Annotated in this window: 22 protein-coding genes; 8 read left to right on the forward strand and 14 right to left on the reverse strand. The window is 36.9% G+C overall.

What is annotated here, in order from left to right; all coding sequences use genetic code 11:
• The first annotated feature begins 111 nt into the window (after nucleotides 1-111).
• The 4 genes from FIU87_RS10695 (at nucleotide 112) to FIU87_RS10710 (ending at nucleotide 4,423) form a co-directional block, all read left to right on the forward strand.
• Nucleotides 112-561, forward strand: a complete 450-nt coding sequence (locus FIU87_RS10695) for a cupredoxin domain-containing protein (protein ID WP_152444583.1) — start codon at nucleotides 112-114, stop codon at nucleotides 559-561.
• A gap of 316 nt (nucleotides 562-877) precedes the next feature.
• Nucleotides 878-2,497 (forward strand): ABC-F family ATP-binding cassette domain-containing protein, encoded by a 1,620-nt coding sequence (locus tag FIU87_RS10700; RefSeq protein WP_152444584.1) that lies wholly within the window; start codon nucleotides 878-880, stop codon nucleotides 2,495-2,497.
• A gap of 150 nt (nucleotides 2,498-2,647) precedes the next feature.
• On the forward strand, nucleotides 2,648-3,748 hold the full coding sequence (locus FIU87_RS10705) for an AI-2E family transporter (protein WP_152444585.1): 1,101 nt from the start codon (nucleotides 2,648-2,650) through the stop codon (nucleotides 3,746-3,748).
• A 30-nt stretch (nucleotides 3,749-3,778) separates the two neighbouring features.
• Complete coding sequence (locus FIU87_RS10710) at nucleotides 3,779-4,423, forward strand: PAQR family membrane homeostasis protein TrhA (RefSeq protein ID WP_152444586.1); 645 nt, start codon at nucleotides 3,779-3,781, stop codon at nucleotides 4,421-4,423.
• 41 nt (nucleotides 4,424-4,464) lie between these two features.
• On the opposite strand, the gene FIU87_RS10715 is transcribed toward FIU87_RS10710, so the two are convergent.
• From FIU87_RS10715 to FIU87_RS10725, 3 genes are all read right to left on the reverse strand, one after another.
• Nucleotides 4,465-5,895, reverse strand: coding sequence for a phospholipase D family protein (locus FIU87_RS10715; protein WP_152444587.1), 1,431 nt, complete (start codon nucleotides 5,893-5,895; stop codon nucleotides 4,465-4,467).
• 19 nt (nucleotides 5,896-5,914) lie between these two features.
• Nucleotides 5,915-6,991: a PQQ-dependent sugar dehydrogenase gene (locus FIU87_RS10720; RefSeq protein ID WP_152444588.1), complete on the reverse strand. Its 1,077-nt coding sequence runs from the start codon at nucleotides 6,989-6,991 to the stop codon at nucleotides 5,915-5,917.
• Nucleotides 6,992-7,089: 98 nt separating this feature from the next.
• Nucleotides 7,090-7,293, reverse strand: coding sequence for a DUF6501 family protein (locus tag FIU87_RS10725; RefSeq protein ID WP_152444589.1), 204 nt, complete (start codon nucleotides 7,291-7,293; stop codon nucleotides 7,090-7,092).
• A gap of 273 nt (nucleotides 7,294-7,566) precedes the next feature.
• Between FIU87_RS10725 and FIU87_RS10730 the strand changes: the two genes are divergently transcribed.
• The gene (locus FIU87_RS10730; RefSeq protein ID WP_152444590.1) at nucleotides 7,567-8,157 is read left to right on the forward strand and encodes a cell wall hydrolase; all 591 of its coding nucleotides are present in this window, start codon (nucleotides 7,567-7,569) and stop codon (nucleotides 8,155-8,157) included.
• A 42-nt stretch (nucleotides 8,158-8,199) separates the two neighbouring features.
• On the opposite strand, the gene FIU87_RS10735 is transcribed toward FIU87_RS10730, so the two are convergent.
• On the reverse strand, nucleotides 8,200-8,391 hold the full coding sequence (locus FIU87_RS10735) for a DUF2187 family protein (RefSeq protein WP_152444591.1): 192 nt from the start codon (nucleotides 8,389-8,391) through the stop codon (nucleotides 8,200-8,202).
• A 27-nt stretch (nucleotides 8,392-8,418) separates the two neighbouring features.
• Nucleotides 8,419-9,294 (reverse strand): alpha/beta hydrolase, encoded by an 876-nt coding sequence (locus FIU87_RS10740; RefSeq protein ID WP_152444592.1) that lies wholly within the window; start codon nucleotides 9,292-9,294, stop codon nucleotides 8,419-8,421.
• A 117-nt stretch (nucleotides 9,295-9,411) separates the two neighbouring features.
• Here FIU87_RS10740 and FIU87_RS10745 point away from each other — a divergent pair, with 117 nt between their 5' ends.
• Complete coding sequence (locus FIU87_RS10745) at nucleotides 9,412-9,927, forward strand: YhcN/YlaJ family sporulation lipoprotein (RefSeq protein ID WP_152444593.1); 516 nt, start codon at nucleotides 9,412-9,414, stop codon at nucleotides 9,925-9,927.
• A gap of 40 nt (nucleotides 9,928-9,967) precedes the next feature.
• On the opposite strand, the gene FIU87_RS10750 is transcribed toward FIU87_RS10745, so the two are convergent.
• The 8 genes from FIU87_RS10750 to FIU87_RS10785 all read right to left on the reverse strand — a co-directional run bounded on the left by FIU87_RS10750 (nucleotide 9,968) and on the right by FIU87_RS10785 (nucleotide 19,573).
• The gene (locus FIU87_RS10750; RefSeq protein WP_253905395.1) at nucleotides 9,968-11,167 is read right to left on the reverse strand and encodes a toxic anion resistance protein; all 1,200 of its coding nucleotides are present in this window, start codon (nucleotides 11,165-11,167) and stop codon (nucleotides 9,968-9,970) included.
• 23 nt (nucleotides 11,168-11,190) lie between these two features.
• Nucleotides 11,191-11,823, reverse strand: coding sequence for a 5-bromo-4-chloroindolyl phosphate hydrolysis family protein (locus FIU87_RS10755; protein ID WP_152444595.1), 633 nt, complete (start codon nucleotides 11,821-11,823; stop codon nucleotides 11,191-11,193).
• Between the two features lie 347 nt (nucleotides 11,824-12,170).
• On the reverse strand, nucleotides 12,171-13,571 hold the full coding sequence (locus FIU87_RS10760) for an NAD-dependent succinate-semialdehyde dehydrogenase (protein WP_152446512.1): 1,401 nt from the start codon (nucleotides 13,569-13,571) through the stop codon (nucleotides 12,171-12,173).
• A gap of 106 nt (nucleotides 13,572-13,677) precedes the next feature.
• A complete protein-coding gene (locus tag FIU87_RS10765) occupies nucleotides 13,678-14,880 on the reverse strand; it encodes an MFS transporter (RefSeq protein ID WP_152444596.1) in 1,203 nt (400 codons plus the stop codon).
• A 252-nt stretch (nucleotides 14,881-15,132) separates the two neighbouring features.
• Nucleotides 15,133-15,792 (reverse strand): phosphatase PAP2 family protein, encoded by a 660-nt coding sequence (locus FIU87_RS10770; RefSeq protein WP_172971029.1) that lies wholly within the window; start codon nucleotides 15,790-15,792, stop codon nucleotides 15,133-15,135.
• 76 nt (nucleotides 15,793-15,868) lie between these two features.
• Complete coding sequence (locus FIU87_RS10775; protein ID WP_152444598.1) at nucleotides 15,869-17,782, reverse strand: vWA domain-containing protein; 1,914 nt, start codon at nucleotides 17,780-17,782, stop codon at nucleotides 15,869-15,871.
• An 11-nt stretch (nucleotides 17,783-17,793) separates the two neighbouring features.
• Nucleotides 17,794-18,672 (reverse strand): ATP-binding protein, encoded by an 879-nt coding sequence (locus FIU87_RS10780; protein ID WP_152444599.1) that lies wholly within the window; start codon nucleotides 18,670-18,672, stop codon nucleotides 17,794-17,796.
• 118 nt (nucleotides 18,673-18,790) lie between these two features.
• A complete protein-coding gene (locus FIU87_RS10785) occupies nucleotides 18,791-19,573 on the reverse strand; it encodes a TerC family protein (protein ID WP_152444600.1) in 783 nt (260 codons plus the stop codon).
• Nucleotides 19,574-19,939: 366 nt separating this feature from the next.
• Between FIU87_RS10785 and FIU87_RS10790 the strand changes: the two genes are divergently transcribed.
• Complete coding sequence (locus FIU87_RS10790) at nucleotides 19,940-21,301, forward strand: MATE family efflux transporter (RefSeq protein WP_152444601.1); 1,362 nt, start codon at nucleotides 19,940-19,942, stop codon at nucleotides 21,299-21,301.
• Between the two features lie 91 nt (nucleotides 21,302-21,392).
• Nucleotides 21,393-21,776 carry a hypothetical protein gene (locus tag FIU87_RS10795; protein WP_152444602.1) on the forward strand — a complete coding sequence of 128 codons (384 nt, stop codon included), beginning with the start codon at nucleotides 21,393-21,395 and terminating at the stop codon, nucleotides 21,774-21,776.
• Nucleotides 21,777-21,808: 32 nt separating this feature from the next.
• On the opposite strand, the gene FIU87_RS10800 is transcribed toward FIU87_RS10795, so the two are convergent.
• A complete protein-coding gene (locus FIU87_RS10800) occupies nucleotides 21,809-22,597 on the reverse strand; it encodes a CAP domain-containing protein (RefSeq protein ID WP_152444603.1) in 789 nt (262 codons plus the stop codon).
• Nucleotides 22,598-22,684: the final 87 nt, after the last annotated feature.

Below are 22,684 nucleotides of genomic sequence, written 5' to 3' on the forward strand. Positions count from 1 at the left end.
CAGAAATCACCATCAGCTTTTTATCTGTTTTTATAACTTTTTAGACAAGCTTTCCCCTTCCCTTGCATACATATTAAAAAGAACTGTATGGATAAAAGGGGGAATTTTTTAATGAAATTTTATGTGATAAAGAAAAACGTTATTGTGACCACTATTCTTTGTATCATCAGTGCGTTTGGTGGATGGTATGTGGTAAACAATGGAGTTGTTCCAACTACCGGAAAAGCACAAGAAGAGGAGCTAATCTTCCATATGATCACGTCGGAATTTAAAGCAAAGATGGAAGACGGAACAGAAATGGAAGCATACAGATTTGACCCAGGAACAATCACAGTTCCTAAAGGAAAAGATATTACCATTAGCATATTTGGCGTAAACGGGCATGAACACCCTTTTACCATTGAAGGAACAGATGTTAATGGCGTGATCAAAAAAGGAGAAGAAACCCTTATTCAAACTCGCTTTGATAAGGCGGGAGTATACAAATTAATATGTTCTACTCATTCTCATAGCAACGGCCATCACGCTCCCCCAATGATTGCTTACATTTATGTTTATTAGTAATTGATTCCTTTATTGATTCCTAATAATGTAGTGCCTAGCTGGTAATTGGAGCAAAAGGCGGAGACTCCCGCGGAAATGAAGCGATTGACTGGAGACCTGGCAGGGCGAAACCTAAAGAGGTATACAAATCGCTCCTCAGCACGCGGAAACTTTTTGCAGAAATCACCAGCTGTATCTAACAGGGGCTAATAGGTGAACTAGGACTTTTATGTCGTTAGTTCTTTTTTTTGTTCATTTCCTATTTGTTTCTTTTGTTCGTACTGTATTTAATGGTATAATTTCAACGACATTAATTTTGGAGGAAATCTATTACATGCTTACAGTTACGAATATTAGTTTACGCTTTGGCGACAGAAAATTGTTTGAAGACGTTAATATAAAATTCACTCCCGGAAACTGCTATGGTCTAATTGGAGCGAACGGAGCTGGTAAATCTACCTTTTTAAAGATTCTATCCGGCGAATTAGAAGCTCAATCTGGCGATGTCCATATGAATCCAGGCGAACGGATGGCTATTTTAAAGCAAAACCATTTTGAGTATGAAGAACACGAAGTATTAAAGGTCGTTATTATGGGTCATACTCGCCTTTATGAAGTGATGCAAGAAAAAGACGCAATTTACATGAAAGCCGATTTTTCTGATGAAGATGGCATGCGCGCGGCTGAACTTGAAGGAGAATTTGCAGAATTAAATGGTTGGGAAGCAGAATCAGAGGCTGCTATTCTCCTAAAAGGCCTCGGCATAACCGAAGAATTACACGATAAGAAAATGGCGGACATTACTGGTAGTGAAAAGGTAAAGGTTCTTCTTGCGCAAGCTCTTTTTGGTAAGCCTGATGTGCTTTTACTGGATGAGCCTACGAACCACTTGGACCTAAAAGCTATTCAATGGCTGGAAGAGTTTTTAATCAACTTTGAAAACACCGTTATTGTGGTATCCCATGACCGTCACTTCCTGAACAAGGTGTGTACGCATATTGCTGATTTAGATTATGGAAAAATTCAAATCTATGTTGGTAACTATGACTTCTGGTATGAGTCTAGTCAGTTGGCTTCTAAGCTTGCTTCAGATGCTAATCGCAAAAAAGAAGAAAAAATTAAAGAGCTACAAGCCTTTATTGCAAGATTTAGTGCAAATGCATCTAAGTCCAAGCAGGCTACTTCAAGAAAGAAATTGCTTGATAAAATTTCTCTTGATGATATCAAACCATCTTCACGTAAATATCCATATGTCAACTTTACACCTGAGCGTGAAATCGGAAACGATCTTCTACGTGTAGAGGGCTTAACAAAAACGATTGATGGTGTTAAAGTGCTGGATAATGTCAGCTTTATTATGAATAAAGATGATAAAATTGCCCTTGTTGGTGGAAACGAGATTGCCAATACGACGCTCTTAAAGATTCTAGCTGGTGGAATGGAGCAAGATAGCGGGACGTATAAATGGGGTATAACCACTTCTCAGGCTCTTTTCCCAAGAGATAACTCCGCTTATTTTGAAGGAGTAGACATGAACCTTGTGGATTGGTTAAGACAATACTCCCCTAATGATCAAACCGAAAGCTTTTTACGCGGATTTTTAGGAAGAATGTTATTTTCTGGTGAAGAAGTATTAAAAAAGGCAAGTGTTTTATCTGGAGGAGAAAAGGTTCGCTGTATGCTATCAAAAATGATGCTAAGCGGCTCGAATGTTCTGTTATTGGACGATCCAACTAATCACTTGGACTTAGAATCCATCACGGCGCTGAATAATGGATTAATAAACTTTAAAGGTTCCATGATTTTCACCTCTCATGACCATCAATTTGTCCAAACGATTGCAAATCGTATTATTGAACTTACACCTAAAGGTATCATGGATAAACAAATGACTTATGATGAGTATCTAGAGGATGCAAGTGTTCAAGAAAAGCTAGCTCAGCTGAATTCCTAACAAAAAAAGCCCTTCTTATAAGGGCTTTTTTTAAAATATGAAACTTTTTCTTCTATGATTCCGTATACAAAAGATAGTGAAGTTATTGCTTTTACTTCCCCATCCTGTATAGTTAGATATTATTACTTTAGAATAAATGAGGTGTAGTGGATGCCACAGACGAAGTGGTTTAAAGTGGGTTATGCTGTAATTGTCATCCTATTAATTATTTTTCTTGCTTCTCTAGTAGATTTTATTTTCACTCCTATTACCATAATGATTCAAACATTATTCGCACCAATTATCCTTGCTGGAGTCCTCTACTATCTACTAAGACCGCTCGTGAATCTTGCCGCTCGGTTTGTTCCCAGAGGGATCGCAATATTATCCATTTATTTAGCTTTTATAGGGCTTATTACGTTATTATTGTTTCTTTTAGGTCCCATATTACAACAACAGGTTAATAGTTTGGTGAAAAATACACCAGAAATTATAAATGATATTCAGAAATATGTGGTGGAGCTTCAGGAGAACGAATACATAGCTCGCTTTCAACAGGATGAACGCTTTTCGTTAGAAGAAATTTCGGGCAAAGTCGCAGAAAATCTAAATGCCTATTTATCTACATTCGGTAGTAATGTATTGAATATTATCAGTGCGGTGACAGGATTCTTCATATTACTCGTTATCATTCCTTTTGTTTTGTTTTATATGCTCAAGGATGGGGACAGATTACCTGGTCAGGTGTTAAAATTTATCCCAAGGCAGCATGAACGTGAAGGAAAAAATGTCCTGAAAGATATGGATATTGCCCTAAGCTCGTATATTCAGGGACAAATTATTGTCAGTGTTTTTGTCGGAGTATTAATTTACATTGGATTTTTAATTATTGGTCTAGAATATTCTCTTGTGCTAGCGTTGATAGCTATGTTTACAAATATAATTCCATTCATCGGACCGTTTATTGGGACGATTCCAAGCTTAATTGTGGCATTTTTTGATGATCCGATTATGGCGCTATGGGTATTGATTGTGGTCATCATTGTTCAACAGGTAGAAAGCAATCTAATCTCACCCCAGGTTATGGGCAAAAAACTGGATGTGCATCCGATAACGATTATTTTCATCCTTTTGGTTGCAAGTAAGTTTGCTGGTTTGTTAGGCTTATTACTTGCGGTCCCAACCTATGCTGTCTCAAAAGTGATTGTTTTACACACGATCCGGTTTATAAATCTGAGAAAAGTAAAAGTAAATGATGAGAAATTATTATAAATTTGCAGAAGCAAATAAAGGATGAAGCCAATGAATACAACTCATACATTTTCAAAAGGCGAAGAAATTGCTAATTCGATTACACATGGTATCGGAATTTTACTGAGTATTGCTGCGCTTGTTTTATTGATTGTATTTTCTGCATTAAATGGTACGTCCCTTCATGTGGTTACATTTATTGTCTATGGAGTAACGATGGTATTGCTGTACACTGCCTCTACTCTCCTTCATGCTTTACCTAAAGGCAAAGCGAAGAATGTGTTTGAGATATTAGATCATTCATCCATCTATTTCTTTATTGCAGGTAGTTATACCCCAATTACTCTTGTTCTTATGGATGGCGCACTTGGTTGGACACTTTTCGGAATCGTTTGGGCGCTTGCGATTGGTGGCACCATTTTTAAAGTGTTTTTTGTTAAGAGATTTATCTTTGCTTCCACGCTCCTCTACGTTCTAATGGGGTGGTTGGCTATTTTCGGATGGAACAGCATCACTGATAAAGTGGGAGTCGTTGGAATATCCTTTTTAGTATCTGGAGGAATTGTCTATAGCCTTGGTGCCATTTTTTATGTTTGGCGTGCCTTTCCGTTTCATCATGCAGTGTGGCATATTTTTGTAATCGGCGGAACGGTGTTGCATTTCTTTTTCGTCCTGTTTTATGTACTTCCTATATGAAAAAAAGCCCCCGGCATCGAGCTTCGGGGGTTTTTGACATTTTAATAGGTTGTAAATCTTAACAATTTTTGAATGCGGTACATGACTTTCTTCAGTCCAGTTGTCTCATCCTTAAATTTCTCCAATGGAAGTGTGTATACTGCATCTTCATTATTCCAAGTTCGTTCAAAGTAAGCATCCACTTCTTTTATGAAATCCTCATCTTTAGCAGCAGTTATTTTAATATCGGTCTCTAAATTTAAGTCATATAGGTTTCTACGTGTAAAATTAGCAGAGCCCCCTATTACAACCGAATCTCCCTTTTGTTTTTCAAAATAAATCATTTTAGGATGATATTGCTCACCTTGTGTGTTATACCATCTTACAATCAGATTACCCTCGCCCTCTTCGGATAACTCCGCAGCTACTGGTCGATTTGGGAGACCAATCTTTTGTTGACCGAAGGCGTGTTCATTAGGGTCTAGCATTAAATTTACCTTCACTCCCCTTTGTGAGGCAGCAATTAGCTCTTCGATGATTTTTCTTTCTGCCAAGTAAAACATTCCAAGCCAGATGGTATCCTCTTCTTTTGCTGCGCGGATTTCCTTTAGAACATGCTTTAAGATTTTTCCTTCTGTTAAGAGCTGTACTGCGATTGGTCCACCTTCTTCTTCTCCTTCATACGTAGGTAATACTGCTTCATCAGAGAAATTTATAACGGCTTGTTCGGTTTTTAAAATATCTTGTATAATCGGGCCATTTACTTCAAATGCTGTATTGGAGTGAAACCCACTAGCATCATGAGGATTCGCAGATGAAATTACAGCTGTTTTATCCGTTGCGACTACTTTGCGATGATTGGCTTTAATATTTAATAGCTTTAGGTATGATCGAACAGTTGTTTCTGGTGCACTTTTGGCCATTGGATTTTGGATCCAGCCACTTCCACCTTGACCGAACCATTGGAAAAATACCCTCCATATTCCTGAATAGATAGGATTGGAATCTCTTAAAACGTCTACATTTGTTTTTACGATGTTAATTCCATTTTCTTGTAGAATGGATAGTTCTTTCGCCTCATGAGATCCATAAGTGGTATTCACTTCGTCCGTTAAAAAATAGATGTCAATCTCTGGCTCTTTTTGTTTTTTTGTCATCAAGCTGTCCATTAAATCCTTACTTATAGGTGGATAATCTTTCTCCCCATCATGATATCCATTAAAAAGGAACATATCAATCACAATAAATTCTTCTGCTTCATCAATGATTTCGAATATCCTTTTAAAAATTTCTTGTTCTTGAATGGTTTTATCATCATTGCTATAGGTAAGATCATATAAAAAATCCACCTTCGATACATAATGAATTTTCCCTTCATAAGAAACCCCGTCAGGTAGAGGCTTATAGCTATGATAAATACTCGTACCTGCAACAATTAAAACTATAACGATAAGTAAGAGAAAATATTTTTTTCTTTTAATAAAAGTTTTCATATTGGTATCTGTTCCTTCACTATTGAATTGGTAGCCGCATTAGTATGTCATCATTCTTTCGAGGATTTCCTCTACCATCCGTATTATTAGAAATAAAAAATAGCGTATCTGATTCGATCCATACATCTCTAATTCTTCCATCATTGTTCCATGCTACGCTTTCAGACATTGATTCAAGATTTAATTTTCTTATCTGTTCACCCCTAAGGCTTGCTACATATAGATTTCCATTATGAAAGCCTAATCCTGAAGGTGCCCACGTCTTTTTACCTGAATGAAAGAGTGGTGTTTGCATGCCTTCACGTTTTTCATCTCCTGTGACGTGCGGCCACCCATAATTATTCCCTGCCTCAATTTTATTGATTTCATCATATCCAGAAGGTCCATGTTCAGATGCGTACATCGTATCGTTTGCCTCGTCCCAGGTTAGACCTTGGGGATTACGATGTCCATAAGAGTAAATGTAGGAATCGTCAAATGGATTATCGTCTGGAATTGTGCCATCTAAATTCATTCGCAAGATACTTCCAGAAAGTGTTGTTATATCTTGAGCACTTTCTGGAATATTTGCATCTCCAACAGTTGCATAAAGCTTTTGATCTGGTCCGATTTTTAATCGTCCACCATTATGAAAAATTGCTCCGGGAATGTCATCCAAAAGCATTTTTTCCTCTGTCCATTCTGTACCGTTATATTTTACAAGTATGATTCTGTTTCTCACCTTCTCCTCGGTTCCATATGTATGATAAATGTATGCAAGACGGTTATCAGCAAAATCAGGATGCAAAGCCATTCCCATCAGTCCGCCTTCTCCATATACTAAAAGTTTTTCTTTAAGTTTGAGGTTTTCTCTTTTCGATGATTTGTCTTCAAGCTTTACAATTTCACCCTCTCTTTCTGTGATAAAGAAGGTTCCACCGTGCATAGAAATAGCCCAAGGAGCTTGAAGATTGGTTGCCATTATTTCTTGATTTTCTTCGTTTTGATTTGCAGTAGCATTTGTTTCCTGATAGTCATTGTCCTCATCTTTCACAGAATTTGTGCATCCAGACAAGATAATAACAAAAATGAATAACAATATATGGCTTTTTCTCAAAATTATAGCACCCCCACATTACCTATTCCCTTTCCATGACAAAAGTAATCTTTGTGATACTAAAAAAAACAAGGCAAAATCGATGCCTTGTTTTTTCCTTATACTTTCTCAAAATATGTTTTGTAGTACCCACCAATATTTCCACTGTTATCAATAACAAACAAAAACTCTTCCGTTTCATTTTTTACTTCATATGTTTTGCCCACTGTAAGCATATTGTTTACAAGGTATTTTTTTGCATCAGTATGTACACATTTCACTTTACTAATGGTTGCCGTTTGTTCCCATGTTTGATGAATCATCTTTCCACCTCCAAGTTTCTTCTATTTATTTTACAACAATGGATGTACAAGAACAAATACATTTGTTCTGGGACAAAAGAACAGGAGAAATTAATAAAAAACTCCTGAATAACAACCAAAATTACCCTTTTTAATGTAAATAACAGGTACGATGTACAAAATATATGTATTGATTCCAACAATTCTCTAATGAAATAGGACTTATTTCTTGTTAGGATGTTGTCTAGAGCGTCCTAAAGTTGGTTAAAAACAACAACAAGGAGGAACTTATTCATGTTAAAAAAATTAATTACTCTTTCTGCACTTAGTGCGACAATTATTGCCGGTTCTGGCTTTCATGCACAGGCAGCAGAATCATATAAAGTAAAATCAGGTGATAGCCTGTGGACTATAGGAAAAACGTACGGTGTTTCTGTGAAGGAAATGAAGAAGTTAAATAATAAAAATAATCACTTGATTTTTCCAGGTGAATCAATTCAGTTACCTGATCAGGTAGCAAATGAGGAAAAAGAATTACTTGCCCGTCTTGTTCATGCAGAAGCCAAAGGTGAACCATATGAAGGGAAAGTAGCTGTAGCAACTGTTGTGTTAAATCGTGTAGATAGTGATATCTTCCCTGATTCTATTAAAGAAGTTATTTATGAAACATCCCCAGGTGGAATTTATCAGTTCTCTCCTGTTGGTAATGGAGAAATTGATAAGCCTGCAAACGAAGAAGCGTTGAAGGCTGCAGAAGAGGCCATTGCTTTTCGTGGTGACGGGAATAATTCTTTATATTTCTTTAATCCAGATAAAACAAGTGACCAATGGATTCGCTCTCGAGAAGTAACAACTAAAATTGGAAAACATGTATTTGCTCAATAAATCATAAGAAAAAGGTGTCAGGATTATATCCTGACACTTTTTTTATAGCAACTTATAATTTTTATGGTTTATCACAGTTCGAATTGGTTCTCCAGTATTTGGGTTTTTCCCTAGCTCTACGATAACAGAACTATCTCTAATGACGATAACCTTTCCCTTGCTTCCTTTTTTTGATCCTTTGTTTATTAAAATCATATCTCCAATTTGAATGTTGTTATTTTTTGTTTCTTCCATTTTACTTTTATCACCCTTTAACTTGAATTAATTTTTGAATGCTAAGATTCTTTTCACGTGAAAGAAAGCTATCTCCCGTAATGTCTCTTCTTCATTAAAAAGCTGATGATTTACCCCATCTATCAAAATGCATTTAGAATTTGGATACGCATTCAGTAAAAAACGGACATTATGTCTCCAATCTACTGTAGTATCCTTATTTCCCTGAAGAATATGTACTTCTTTCTCCCCTCTTTTTATATTTGATATCTTTTTATGCCACGCATGGAAGGACTGGAGCCAATTCATTGGTAGCTTAGAAAATTGCAATGGGTCACTTTTAACAAATTGAAGATATTGATCATTAGAAGAATTTCTTCGATAGGCTCTGTTTAAGTGTTTCACTTTCCTGCCAATGAGTTTAACACCAATTTGAGAAAAAGACCACAAATATGGCTGAATGAGAGGTGCTGCAAGGATTACTTTCTTAAATACATTTGGGTGTTCTTGTAAGTAACTAACGACAATTGCTGCCCCTGTACTATGACCGATGACTCCCCAATTTTCTTCAACAATTTCATTTTTATAGTAGCTTTGAACAGTATGTAAGGCCGAGGTATAGTCACTAAAGCAATCGATGTCTCCTCTATTTCCATTTGAATACCCATGACCAGGTAAGTCAAAGGAAATAACCCCAAAATGATTGGAAAGTAAAAAATGTATAAGTTTATTCAAGGACCCAGCATGATCAAGGTATCCATGAATAATCGTAACCATTCCTTCTCGATTCTTTGGAAGAAAAGAATGAGTATAGAGACGATATTTTCCGGTATTGATCATTTTACATTGATGGATACTAGCCCATGCTGTCAATTGGTACGATGTTAAATATTCCCTTTTATCATACTCTATTATTGGTTTCATCCCCTATATCCCATTAGATTTATTAATAAATTACACCTCTTTATACAATTTTAAACGAATAATCATCCTTTTTTTGAACAAAATATCGATATAAATTAGCAAATGAGGTGTTAAATAATGAAAGGTAAAGGCTTAATTGTAACAGGATTAGCATTGACGTTGTTATTAACTGGATGTAACAATGTTGACAATTATGGTGCAGATAATAATCAAAATGATGCTTTAAATGTAAACTACGATAACATGGGGCGCTACAATAGAAATATGAACCCCACAAGAGTAAATGATCGAAATGAAGCGAGACTTGCGGTAGCCGATGAAGCTTGTGATAAGATTACCGCATTAAATGATGTGGAGTCCTGCAATATAATCGTGACCAACCGTAACGCGTATGTTGCAGCAGTACTTGAAGGAAATGAAAGTACTGAGCTTTCAAAAGAGATAGAGGATAAAATTGCAAACCAAGTGAGAAAATCTGATCCTGATATTCGTAACGTTTACGTTTCTGTCAATCCAGAATTTGTAGACCGCATGGATGGGTATGCTAACGATATTCGTCGTGGTCGTCCTGTTGGTGGATTTTTTGATGAATTCACACAGTTCGTTGAGCGAATCTTTCCTACAGCACGTTAATGGAATTACCCCTGTAAGAAAAAGTTACAGGGGTAATTTTTTATTTGTTTGGCTTGGCTTTTGAACGAACTTCAAGCAGCTTTGTTTTCAGATCATTTTCCATTTGTACAAGCTCCTGCTCTACCTGATACCTTTTTTCTCTGCCTTCTTGCTGAATTAGTATCGTTTCTTCTAATGTTTCAATTAAATTTTCTTGCGTTTTCTTCAGCGTTTCTATATCAACAAGACCTCGTTCATTCTCCCTTGCTGCAGAAATGGTATTTTGCTTTAACATTTCTGAGTTTTTTAATAAGAGTTCATTTGTTGTCTCTGATACATTCCTCTGTGTATCAACTGCTTTTTGTTGATTGTATAAGGAAACAGCAATTACCAATTGATTTTTCCAAAGAGGAATTGCGGTTAAGATAGAGGATTGAATTCTTTCCACTAACGTTTGGTTTGTGTGCTGTATCATTCTAATTTGCGGTGCCATTTGAAGCGTGATTTGGCGGCTAATCTTCAAATCATGTGTTCTTTTTTGAAGTCGATCTGCAAATTGCATCATATCGCTTACTGCCTGCACATCCATTTGATTATTCGTTTCTCTCGCCTTTTTTTCAAGTTCTGGGATGATCGACTCCTGTATTTCGTCATATTTATACTCTGCGGCAGCAATGTAAATGTTTAAAGCTTGAAAATAATCTTTATTCTTATCATAAAGTGATTCAAGCATAATATTATCACGTTGTAGTATCTTCTTAAAGCTTTCAAGCTGATCAGAGATTTTATCTATTTCAAACCCAATTTTTCTGTACTTAGCAAAGAGCTGTTGCATGGAGTTATTTACATTTCCAAAAAGCTTCCCGAAAAAGCCTTTTTTCTGTGGCTCCAGCTCTCCTGGCTTTACTTCCTTTATTTTTCTCATTAAATCAGAAACAACCTCACCCACTGGACCCGCATCCTTTGCTTGCACATGCGAAAGGATGGAATTTGAGAAGGTTGAAAGTTCATTTTGTGCAGTAATGCCATAAGATGAAATGGCTTGTTGGTCATGAGGATCAATCTGTTTTGCGATGTCTAACGCCTTTGTTTTATATTCCTCAGTTAATGTATCCATGACCTTCTCTTGCTTTGGAGATTCGTTTTCTTTTTCCATAGCCATCATTTCGTTATCCATTTTGGGTGTAGAAAAAGGATTGCTTAAAAGGTCGTTTAATGTGTTTTCTTTCAGCTGTTGTTCAAGTTTATCATTGTTCTTCAAAGTCATTCACCTCGTATACAACTTTACTTTTGATTGGATTTAGGTTCTTGGAAATTATTTTGGTTAATAAGCTTTAATTCTGTTTGGAGATGATTTATATCACCTGATAGAACATTCATCCATTCCTTTTCCATCGTCCGTTCCATTTCTTTTAACGCTGCTTCGGTTTCTCGGATAGCAAGGGAAACCTCATGTGTACGCACAGGTTGATGTAATAGCTGAATGTATTTACGGATGATGATGGCGGAGGAATCTAAATGTTGCTGAAAAAAACTTTGTGCAGTTCGGTATCGATTTGGTTCTTTTTCCACTAATTTTATGACTTTGTTGCTTATTTTTGCTATTTTTGTGATGGTTTGATACATAAAAATAGACCGAACACGAATTCTGGCTTGATTGATAATTTTGGCATTTTCTCTCGCTTTTCTTACTTGTGAATAAACATACTTTTTTTCTTTTCGTTCTATTTTGTCTAATTCGTTACTAGGTAGTAATTTTCTTTTGAGACTCCAATAACTAAGTAAAAAGCTAGCAAATGCTCCGAGTGCACCAAGCTGCATTTGATTGCCTGTGAAGAAAAATACGCTAAAAAACCCGATAACTGCTATGTTGAACGAGAGTATTATGATAAACCCTTGAAGGAAAAAACGTTTCATTTATATCACTCCTCACCTGTGTCCTTTTTATACGATTATCGTTGTAAAAAGGTTTCAGGAAAATAGCTTCTTTCTCTATTATATAGGAAAAAAGGAACAAGCAGAAATATTAAAATTTTTGTTCTGTTAAAATATACTGTTGGTTTCCGTAAATGGCTCTGCGTCCGCGAGGCGAATTATAAGCCTCCTCTATTGCGCCTGTGGGGTCACATGTCTTTCGCTTCATTCTCGAGAAGAGTCTCCGCCTTTGCTCCATTCAACAGCTAGAAAGTCCTTTTATCAACAATATAGCCAAAAGCAAAAAACAGCCGGATATAGACTATTCCGGCTGTTTACTCTAAATTATATTATATACCAATAGAAACATATTTCACTTCTAGGTATTCTTCCATTCCATGGTGCCCGCCTTCTCTGCCAATTCCACTTTCTTTTAGGCCTCCAAATGGGGCTTGCGCAAGAGAAGGTGCTCCATCATTCACACCAATAATTCCATAATCCAATGCCTCTGTCACGCGGTAGACTCGAGAGATGTTTTCTGTAAAAACATAAGCAGCAAGACCGTATGGGGTATGGTTGGCACGTTTAATCACTTCTTCTTCATTTGAGAAGGTTGTAATCGGCGCAACAGGGCCAAAGGTTTCCTCTTGCATGCAAAGCATCTCATCACGCACATTAGATAGAACAGTAGGCTTCATAAAGTTTCCATCCATCTCTTCTCCACCATACTGTACTTTGGCTCCTTTTTTCGTTGCATCATTTATATGCTCCTGTACCTTTTTCAAGGCTGCATCATCAATTAATGGTCCGATATCCATTCCTCTTTCCATTCCATTCCCTACTTTTAGCTTTTCAACCTCTTTAACGAACAGTGTGGTAAACTCTTCAGCAACACTCTCTTCCACATAAATTCGATTCGCGCAAATACACGTTTGCCCCGCATTTCTAAATTTTGATTGAACAAGTCCTTTTGCCGCTTTTTCTAAGTTAGCATCTTTAAAAACAATAAATGGAGCATGACCGCCTAATTCAAGCGAGAGTTTTTTTACAGTATGAGCGGCAAGCTCCATTAATGTTTTTCCAACCTCTGTTGAACCTGTAAAGGTCAATTTTTTCACAAGAGAATGTTTCATTAACACTTCCCCAATCATACTGGATTTTCCAGTTACCACTTGTAATACTCCTTGTGGAATACCAGCTTCATGGGCATATTTTGCAAGTAAAAGTGCCGTCAGTGGCGTTTGTCCAGCAGGCTTAACAATAACGGTACATCCAGCTGCAAGAGCAGGTGCCACTTTTCTCGTAATCATGGCAGCAGGAAAGTTCCATGGGGTGATTGCGGCAACAACACCCACCGGTTGCTTTTGAATAAGAATTCGCTTGTCCTTTGAAGACGATGGAATAGTTTCACCATACACTCTTTTTCCCTCTTCTTTATACCATTCTACGAAGCTATTCGCATACCCCACCTCTCCTAGCGCTTCCCGAAATGGCTTTCCTTGTTCTTTTGTCAATGTTTCAGCAATTGTTTTTTTATTTTCTTCTAAAAGCTTAAACCACTTGTCTAATAGTTCTGCTCGCTCATTTGCCGTGTAATTTCTCCAAGTCTGAAACGCTTGTTCTGCATATTCTACGGTTTGATTAAGCAGTTCTTCTGTAATACTTGGCACAGTAGCAATTTTTTCACCAGTTGCTGGATTAGTAACGGTGATCTCTTCCTCCGTTCGAACCCAATCACCATTTATGTACATTGAATATTCTTTCAAAAAGAATCCCTCCTCCATTTTTCAATACATAATTACTATATTCACTCTCTAATCTTAATTCCCTTTTTACCGCACAAAAAAACACCTCATGCTAAGGTGTTTTTTGCTCAGATATGGCCATGGGCTGTCGTAGTAGTCGCAATCCATATGAAAAGATGATGAATAGAGACAAAAATCCGAAAGTAATACCCATGTATTGTAGTCCAATCGTATCTAATAGTAATCCTGTTCCAAGCAGGGCAACTTGAAATAGCACTCTGTCTAACATGTTTCTAAAGGAAAAGAACCTTCCATGGAACTCTTTCGGAATTTTTGTTTGAAAAATAGTCGCGGCCAATGGAAAGAAACAACCTACAGCTAAACCAAAAAGTCCAAATGCGAATAACGTCATCCATTTCAAGTCAGCAAAATAAAGACTGAAAAGCGAAATGGCAATTAAGGTAACAAAAGCAAAAAGCATCGGAACCATCTTTTGCTCATTTGTGATACGCTTTACAGAGAATGCACCAATCATAAAGAAAATACCTTCGATCGTATAAATCCAGCTTTTAATCACTTGATCATTTTGAATTTCACTAATGTTAATTACCATTAGATTGAATCCACCGATAAATAAAATCGGGATAAAGGTAAGAATTAAAACGGTCATAGCAATAGGTGTACTTTTAAGAACAGGAAGTACTTCTTTAAAACTACCAGACTTCCCAATTGTTTTTGAATCGTTTTCTCTAGGTTCCTCGTTTATTTCTAACAAAAAGGTGAGAGCAAACAATAATCCATATGCAATCATCGATGCCAAGTACAAAGAAGGTAAGCTCATGACAACGAGCATGGCTCCTGCTAGAGCTGTCCCGGCAATTCTAGATATGGTGGAAACGTTCATGTGAACACCATTCATTTCTAAGAGCTCTTTTTCCTTTACTATCAAAGGAATCGATGATTGAAGGGCAGGAAAGTAAAATGCTGCAGAGATTTGAATAGCAATCATAAAGACTATCATCAGTAAGATGGACTGATATTCAATTGCAAGGAACATAAATACTACACTTATCATACGGCCAAAACCTGCAACGAGCATGACTTTTTTCTTGCTAGTGGCATCAATGATTCTACCTGCAAGCGGTCCAACCATTACTCCAGCCAATAAGCCTGCAAAGAGAATTAGTGATTTAGCAAAATCTGATGGGACTAATCCCTGCATAAATTCTAGGTTGCCAATAATTCCTGTCCAAAGCCCAAGACCTGCAATAAATTCTCCAATTAACAAAATCCAAACGTTTTTATTTTTCCACATTTTATGTTCTCCGTTCCATTGTGATCCCAAAAGGATGTTTCCACAACTTTGTTGCTACTACGTATAGTTAAGAAGCCCTTAAACAAGGTTGCTGTCGTGCTCTTTTCGTGGAGAAAGTTTGAACTATGTGACCAATTTTTCTTCGAATATAGATTGGAAAAAGTCTTAATTCCAACTTTTTCCTGGTTGATAGCAACAATCCTTTAGTAAAGAGCTTTCTAAAAAAACTATACCACGGAACAGATTCATTCGTCACCCGAAATTTTTTCGGTGCATAAGCTTTTTCTTTTCTCTCCAGTTTACATAAATGGAATATATGCCATAAAGACCAAATAACCAGGTTGCTCCTGCACCAAATCCTGCAAATACATCTAGTGGAAAATGAACCCCTAAATAGATTCTGCTTAACCCAATAAGAAAAATCAAAAGTACAAAACATCCAACCGTCAAAAGTTTAGAACTCTTTTTCTTCATATAATGGTACGATAACAAAGCTAGCATCCCATAAAAGGCCATTGAATTCATGGAATGACCACTTGGAAAGCTATAAAATGAAGCTTCCACAATATGGTCAAGCGTTGGTCTTTCTCTTTCAAACAAGGTTTTTAAAGCTGTATTTGCAAACCTGACGCCTAGCAGATTGATCCATAATAATAGAAGGATTGCCCAATTATTTTTCCAAACAATGATAACACTTAAGAGAGTTAATGTTGGAAAAAAGAAATTTCTAGAGCCTATCTCAGATAAGAAGATAAAAAAGTAATCAGCGCCCGTAAATTGATAGAGAGCCTCCCCAAGAAATCTGTCATACCTGACTACTATATTTATTTGTAAGCTAAGAGATATTAGTACTGTGATAAACAATAGGATTGCAGCTGTAATTAGGTACTTTTTAGGTGAAAAATATTTCAAAACAAAGGGCACCTTCTTTCACATGGTTTTTCTAGTCGAAAAACTCCATGATGTTAAGGTAGCCCATTATGTTTTGTTATAAACTTTTCAGTAAGAGTTTTTTCAATAAGGGAAAAAGAATATCCGGTAGCTCATTAATATTTGGCACAAGTATGCTATATTTTCCATACATATTTTGAATGGTTTTCACTTGTGCTTCTTCTATTTCTCCATTGGCAAGAAACACATTTATGACCTCTATCCCACTTTTTCGGGCTTCCATCACAGCTTGGTGGGTATCGACTATTCCATTTTTCTCGTAATCCATTGCAGCAGGTTCACCATCTGAGAAAACGAGTAGGAATTTTTGTTTTTCTCTTCGTTGGTTGAGCCTCTTTGTAGTATGGCGAATCGCATAGCCATCTCTATTGTCTTCCTCTGGTGTAAGCTGCAATATTTCTGGCCCTGACTGCTTTTTAAGGCTGGAAGAATAATCGATGACAGCCTTGAAATAGTTCGGCTGGCTCGTTTTTGTTGCATCGTTTGTATCCTCCCAAAAACCAACCACTTCATGTGGAACCAAAACAGACTTTAATGCTTCATGGAACAAGGTAATTCCATATTTTGTTTCATCCATCTTATCAAACATGGACGCAGAACAATCCACAAGCAAGGAAAAAACAGCATCAATTTCAATAGAGAGATTGTCCTTTTTATAAAAGACTCTCGGGTTTTCATCTGTAAACCATGGCATTAGTTTTTTACTTAACCTGCCAAAAGGTAAATCACTACGTGGAAGTATCTTTTTGTGTTCTAATGTTTTTTGTATCAGTTGTTTTAGTTTCTTTTGATAAGGAGCAATGATTGTTTTCACCTTATCATAAGCCACGTGGTCTTCCCTATTAACAGGAACAGGTTGAAGAAAGACTGGATACGCATATTTGTTTTCTTTACCAAACTCCGCTCCACTTCCCCCTTCTTTTTTTTCGTTGTTAATGACATCCATCATGTCAAGCTTAGAGTAATCATTACGAGTGGTTTTTTGACTTTGACCTTGCACATACCCCATTGCTTGGTCTCCATCTTCTCCTTCTCGTATGCCCTCACCCATTAAATCCATCTTCGTTCCTTGCTCTAAATCAAATTGAAGAAAGCTTTTACTGTTACTATCAGACTCGCGGTGCCATGTTGGAAGCTTTTCTTCTTGTATTTCTTCTTCTTCTGTTTCTTTATGCTTACTATCATCATTTTTTAATTCGCTTTTTCGTTTCAAATCATCAAAGCTTGGACCGCTTTCCTCTTCTTTCGTGAAATCTGGGAAAAAGAAGTAGGTATTTAGCATGTCCTTTTCTACTACATCTTCTAAAACATCGAGAATGTTTAAGGTGATTTTCTTAATTTCTTCTGTATGATCTGCTTCATAGGTCTTTGAAGCTTCCTCTCTTAAGTAAGGGAGCGCAAGATTGAGCCTCTCATGCAGGGTTGGTATCTCCTCTAGCGGGTTATCCGTCGTTAACAGCAAAAATAACACGTTATAGAGAGCATCAGTTAGGATATTTCTTTCAGCATTTACGGTTAACTGACTACGAAAGTATTTGCGGTACTCCTGCCTTCTTACTAAAAAGGTGTTAATTGTACCTGGTCTTTCCCTTTTGCAAATTTCCTCAAGCCGAATATCCTCGAGTAACATGAATAGCTGTCTTGCAAAGCTTTTTAGCGGAGAATGTTTAATACGTGTAAGAAAATCTTGCACTACAAGGTAATCTGTATGATGAACAGAACCAATTCCACGTAAATACACGTCACTTCTCATGCCATGAAATTTTTCAAACTCTGGATGATTATCCCAAAAGAGGCTAAGATATACTTTGTTTTCAAAAGGATCAAAATATGACTTAAAGGCATATTCCACTTCTACCCCATTTTTTTTAGATAAGGAAACAACTAAGTCAGATAACTGCATAAATAAAAAGGAATCGATTTTTTTATCATTAAAAACAATTGGTCTCAAAATTCATCGCCTCAGTTAAATAAAGTTTGAGCAACGTTGAGAATTGCCGCTTTTTCACGTTCGTCTTCTAGCTTTTCAACTATCGCTCGGTGAACTGCTCGAAGAGGTGGTAAATAGACACTAAGATCACAAGCATCTAATAATGCCCGGATGGAGGCTGCCTCCTCTGAAAGGTTTCCGTTTTGGACAAGCGCAATTAAATCACTAGAAAGTGTGACAAATTTCTTTAGTAGTTTTTCGTCTTTAAGTTGGGATTGGTTTGTAAGGATTTGAAGTAAGGTCTCACCTTGTACATAAGGAACATCCACAACCACAAATCGGTTTTTTAAGGCTTCATTTAATGGGACTGTTCCCACATAGCCCTCGTTGATTGCCGCAATTACTCCAAAACCGTTTTTGGCTTTCACCACTTCCCCTGTGAAGGGGTTTGTGATGGTTTTCCGGTAATCCAACACTCCGTTTAATATTGGTAAGGTTTCTGGTTTTGCCATATTAATCTCATCAATATAGAGAAGATGCCCCTTTTTCATTGCTTGGATAACTGGTCCGGGTACAAAATCAATTATAGATTTCCCATCTACCTCATTTATTGTTTTAAAACCTAGAAGTGCCTCTGCATCAAGATCTACTGAGCAGTTTATACTGTACATAGGTTGCTGATAAATGGAGGAAAGTGTTTCTGCAAGCTTCGTTTTCCCAGATCCAGTCGGCCCTTTTAATAAAACGTTCTTATCCAAAGCAAGGGCAATGACACTATCATAGAGAATATTCATGTCAGCTGAAGCATACCCAGCCTTTCCTATATCCGTTTGCTCTTCCTCTTTGGCATAACGTGATTTTAGTACGTTTTGTATTTGCAGTGGTAATTGATCTATAGTAAACAACATCATTACTCCTTTTTATCGATACATATTGAATAGTATGGCTTAATTTCTTAAAAAAAGCTGCTGACATCGTGTCAACAGCTTTCATCATTATAGCAGGAATATAAAGTTACTTGAAGTAATTTTACTTTATGCTATCTACTTCGCGAACATTTTTATCTTTACCGGATATAATCCACGATCCAGCAGCAATCCCAATTAAAACAATCCAGAATAATGTTTTAAACAGCCCGCTGTGTACGAAGTCGTGAGGCAAGACGCCAACACTTGGATGAGCTAAGGTATACATAGCTAGCTTAAATCCAACCCAACCTACGATTAGAAATGCTGCTGTTTCTAGGGTTGGTCGCTCTTTTAATAATTTTACAAAAAGAGTTGCTGCAAATCGCATAATAACGACACCAATAAAACCACCTAAAAAGATGACGATAAATTGACCCCCATCAATTCCGCCTATTTTCGGCAGACTTGTTTGTGGTAGAGTCATTGCAAGGGCAAATGCCGCCAGAATTGAATCTACAGCGAACGCAATATCTGCCAATTCTACTTTAAACACGGTCATCCAAAAACCAGATTGCTTTCTCGTTTTATCAACTGTTGCCGCATGTTCCACCTTGGCAACAGCGAACTTCCTCCAGAGGTGATTGAGGGCGATAAACAATAGGTAAGCAGCTCCAATTGCTTGAACCTGCCAAATGGTAACTAGGTAAGAAATTGCAAATAATGAACCGATACGGAACACTAAAGCACCTGCCAACCCATAAAAGAGTGCCTTTTTTCTTGCTTCTTCCGGGAGATGCTTGACCATAATAGCTAGGACAAGTGCGTTATCTGCAGCCAGGATACCTTCTAAGGCAATTAATACAAGAAGTACCCAGCCATACTCTAATAATAATGATAATTCCATGGTTTCCCTCTCCTTTTTCACATAACAAAGCCTCTACCTGGCAAAGGTAAAGGCATTTTATGGAAGCACATAAAAAGACCTTTACCTAGAACTGTCCAGTTTAGGCAAAGGTCTTGCTAACACCGTTAGGATGCCAATAAAGCCGGAGACTGATAAACAGTCACGTCATGACGGCAATATTGTTCTCATAGCTACTCCCCTTTGATTGGGCTTTAATCGTATGTAGTTTTACTATATTCCTATTCTAGTAGGTTTGATGTTATGTGTCAAGATTGCATAAATTATAAATGTAGGTATAGGGTTTTCATCTCTGATTGTGATATAATCCATAGCATTATCATACTTATAGAAGGTTGAGAGAAGAACATGCAGCAGGTATTTACTTTAAAAGAAAGAATAAGACTATTTTTCAAAATCCTATTCCCTATCCTTATCACCCAACTGGCGTTATTTTCCATGAACCTGTTTGACATCATGATGACAGGAAATGTTGGAGCTACAGATCTCGCCGGAGTTGCCATTGGTGCAGGGCTATGGGTACCAGTTTTCACAGGTTTAAGTGGAATCTTATTATCGATCACCCCCATCGTTGCACAATTGACAGGTGCAAAAGATTCAAAAAGCATCCCATTTGCAACCACTCAAGGTTTATATGTTTCCATTGCCATGAGCATATTGGTGTTACTTATCGGAGGATTATTTTTGTCTCCTATTTTAGAAGGGATGAGCCTAGAACAAGAAGTAAGAGATGTTGCATTCTACTATCTTGTTGCTCTTGGATTTGGAATTCTGCCTTTGTTTGCCTATACCGTTCTTCGATGCTTTATTGATGCCCTAGGCCAAACAAGAACTTCTATGTTTATCACCTTAATGTCTCTTCCAATAAATATTGCATTAAACTATTTGTTTATCTTCGGAAAGTTTGGTTTTCCAGCATTAGGTGGTATTGGTGCCGGAGTTGCCTCTGCACTAACGTATTGGCTGATTTTGTTTATATCTTTATATATTGTCCTGAAGAAACGACCATTTAAAAACTACCACCTTTTTGACCGGTTACATCCTATTTCATTTTCAAAATGGAAAGAAATTTTAGTTATCGGTGTACCAATAGGACTATCTATTTTCTTTGAAACGAGCATATTTTCAGCTGTAACCCTTTTAATGAGTTCATTTAATACCATTACGATAGCGGCCCATCAGGTTGCTCTAAATTTCGCTTCCCTTCTATATATGGTTCCTTTAAGTATTTCCATGGCCTTAACCATTCTAGTAGGTTTTGAGGTTGGAGCAAAACGGATTAAAGATGCAAAGCAATATGCCTGGATTGGGGTACTATCAGCGGTACTGCTTTCATTAGTTTGTGCAATATTTCTTTATTTCTTTAGAACTGAGGTTGCGTATATGTATACGAAAGATCCTGAAGTTATTTCACTCACCACAGCGTTTTTACTATACGCTATCTTTTTTCAGCTATCAGATGCTATAGCTGCCCCTATTCAAGGAGCATTAAGAGGATATAAAGATGTGAATATAACGTTTATTGTAGCTTTTGTATCTTATTGGCTCTTAGGACTGCCAATTGGCTATTTTCTTGCTAATTATACAGACCATGGTGCTTTTGGTTATTGGATAGGCTTAATATCTGGTTTAGCAGCTGGAGCAATCGGGCTAGCGGCACGATTGTATTTTTTACAAAACAAATATTTGAAGACTGCGAAATCAAGATAGTTCAGGAGTATTCTTATAGGAATAATAAGAGGATTTTGTTGTAAAATGTCGAAATTAGTCATTTATAACATTTATTTAAGGGGTTTTCTGTATGAATCATTATGATTTTGAAAAGGTGATTTATTCCTTAACTTTTTTCAAAGAAGAACTCGCGATACTATTAGATTATCTTGAGCTTTATGAACAGGCTGATCACCCTCAAAAGCAAGAGTTACATGTTATCATTGCCAGCCATTTTAAACGTTTCAAAGATGAACTAAAAAAAGAAATAAAAATATTAGTTCAGTATGACGCAAATATGCTGGTTTCTGATTATTTGTTGCCAACTCTATCTGTTGTATTTATTTATCTACAAGAAATAGGGGTTAACCGCATAAATCCTAATAGCATAAAAAAAGTGCTGCAACAAATACGAAAAGCCTATCTTTTTCTTGAACGCTACCATGAGGATCTATTATCACATAATAAAGCATAAAAAAAGACAGCCTCAATGGCTGTCTTTCCTCATTATTTTCCGATGAACATTTGTGTCCAATAGTTACCTTCTTCAACATGGCCTACACCAATATGAGTAAAGTTCTCATTCATAATGTTTGCACGGTGACCTTCAGAATTCATCCAAGCATTCACTACTTCTTCTGGACTTTGTTGACCTTGGGCAATGTTTTCCCCTGCAGTCTTATATTCCACACCAAATTGTTTCATCATGTCAAACGGAGATCCGTAAGTTGGACTGTTATGAGAGAAGTAGTTGTTTTTTTGCATGTCATTAGACTTCTCTTTCGCAACCTTGCTTAGCTCAGCATCTAATTCAAGAGGAGCTAATCCACCTTTTTCACGCTCAGCATTCGTTAATTCCACTACCTTTTGTTCGAATTCACTTACTTCACCATCTGCAGCTTGTTTTTCTGCTGCTGGCTTTTCAGCTTGTTCCGTTTTTTGTGGAGCAGGTGCTTGAGCTTCCTCTTTTGGAGCTTCAGCTTTTTCAGGTGCTTTTGCTTCTTGCTTTTGTTCTTCTTTTGGAGCTTGTTTTTCTGCTGCTTCAGCAGGTGCACCATTCATTTGAACCTTCACACCATATTTGCTTTCTAATTCTTTCATATAGTTATCTAAGAATGCTTTTGCATCCTCATGACTTTTAAATTGTTTTCCAGTTAAGGACGTGACATTAGATAAGTCACATGTTGGCTTTGCTGGTGCATTGGATTCTGCTTTTGCAGATAATCCGAATGGTGCAGCAGTTAAAATAGCTGCAGTAGTAACAGCAGTAAAGATTGATTTCTTGTTGATTTTCATAGGTGAATTTCCCCCTTGAAATAATTTTTGTGTTGCTCGTTGCTACACGAAAATCATAACACGGGTTTTTTGTAATATTCATGGAAA

It is taken from the genome of Bacillus sp. THAF10 (assembly GCF_009363695.1).
Lineage (GTDB): Bacteria > Bacillota > Bacilli > Bacillales > Bacillaceae_I > Sutcliffiella_A.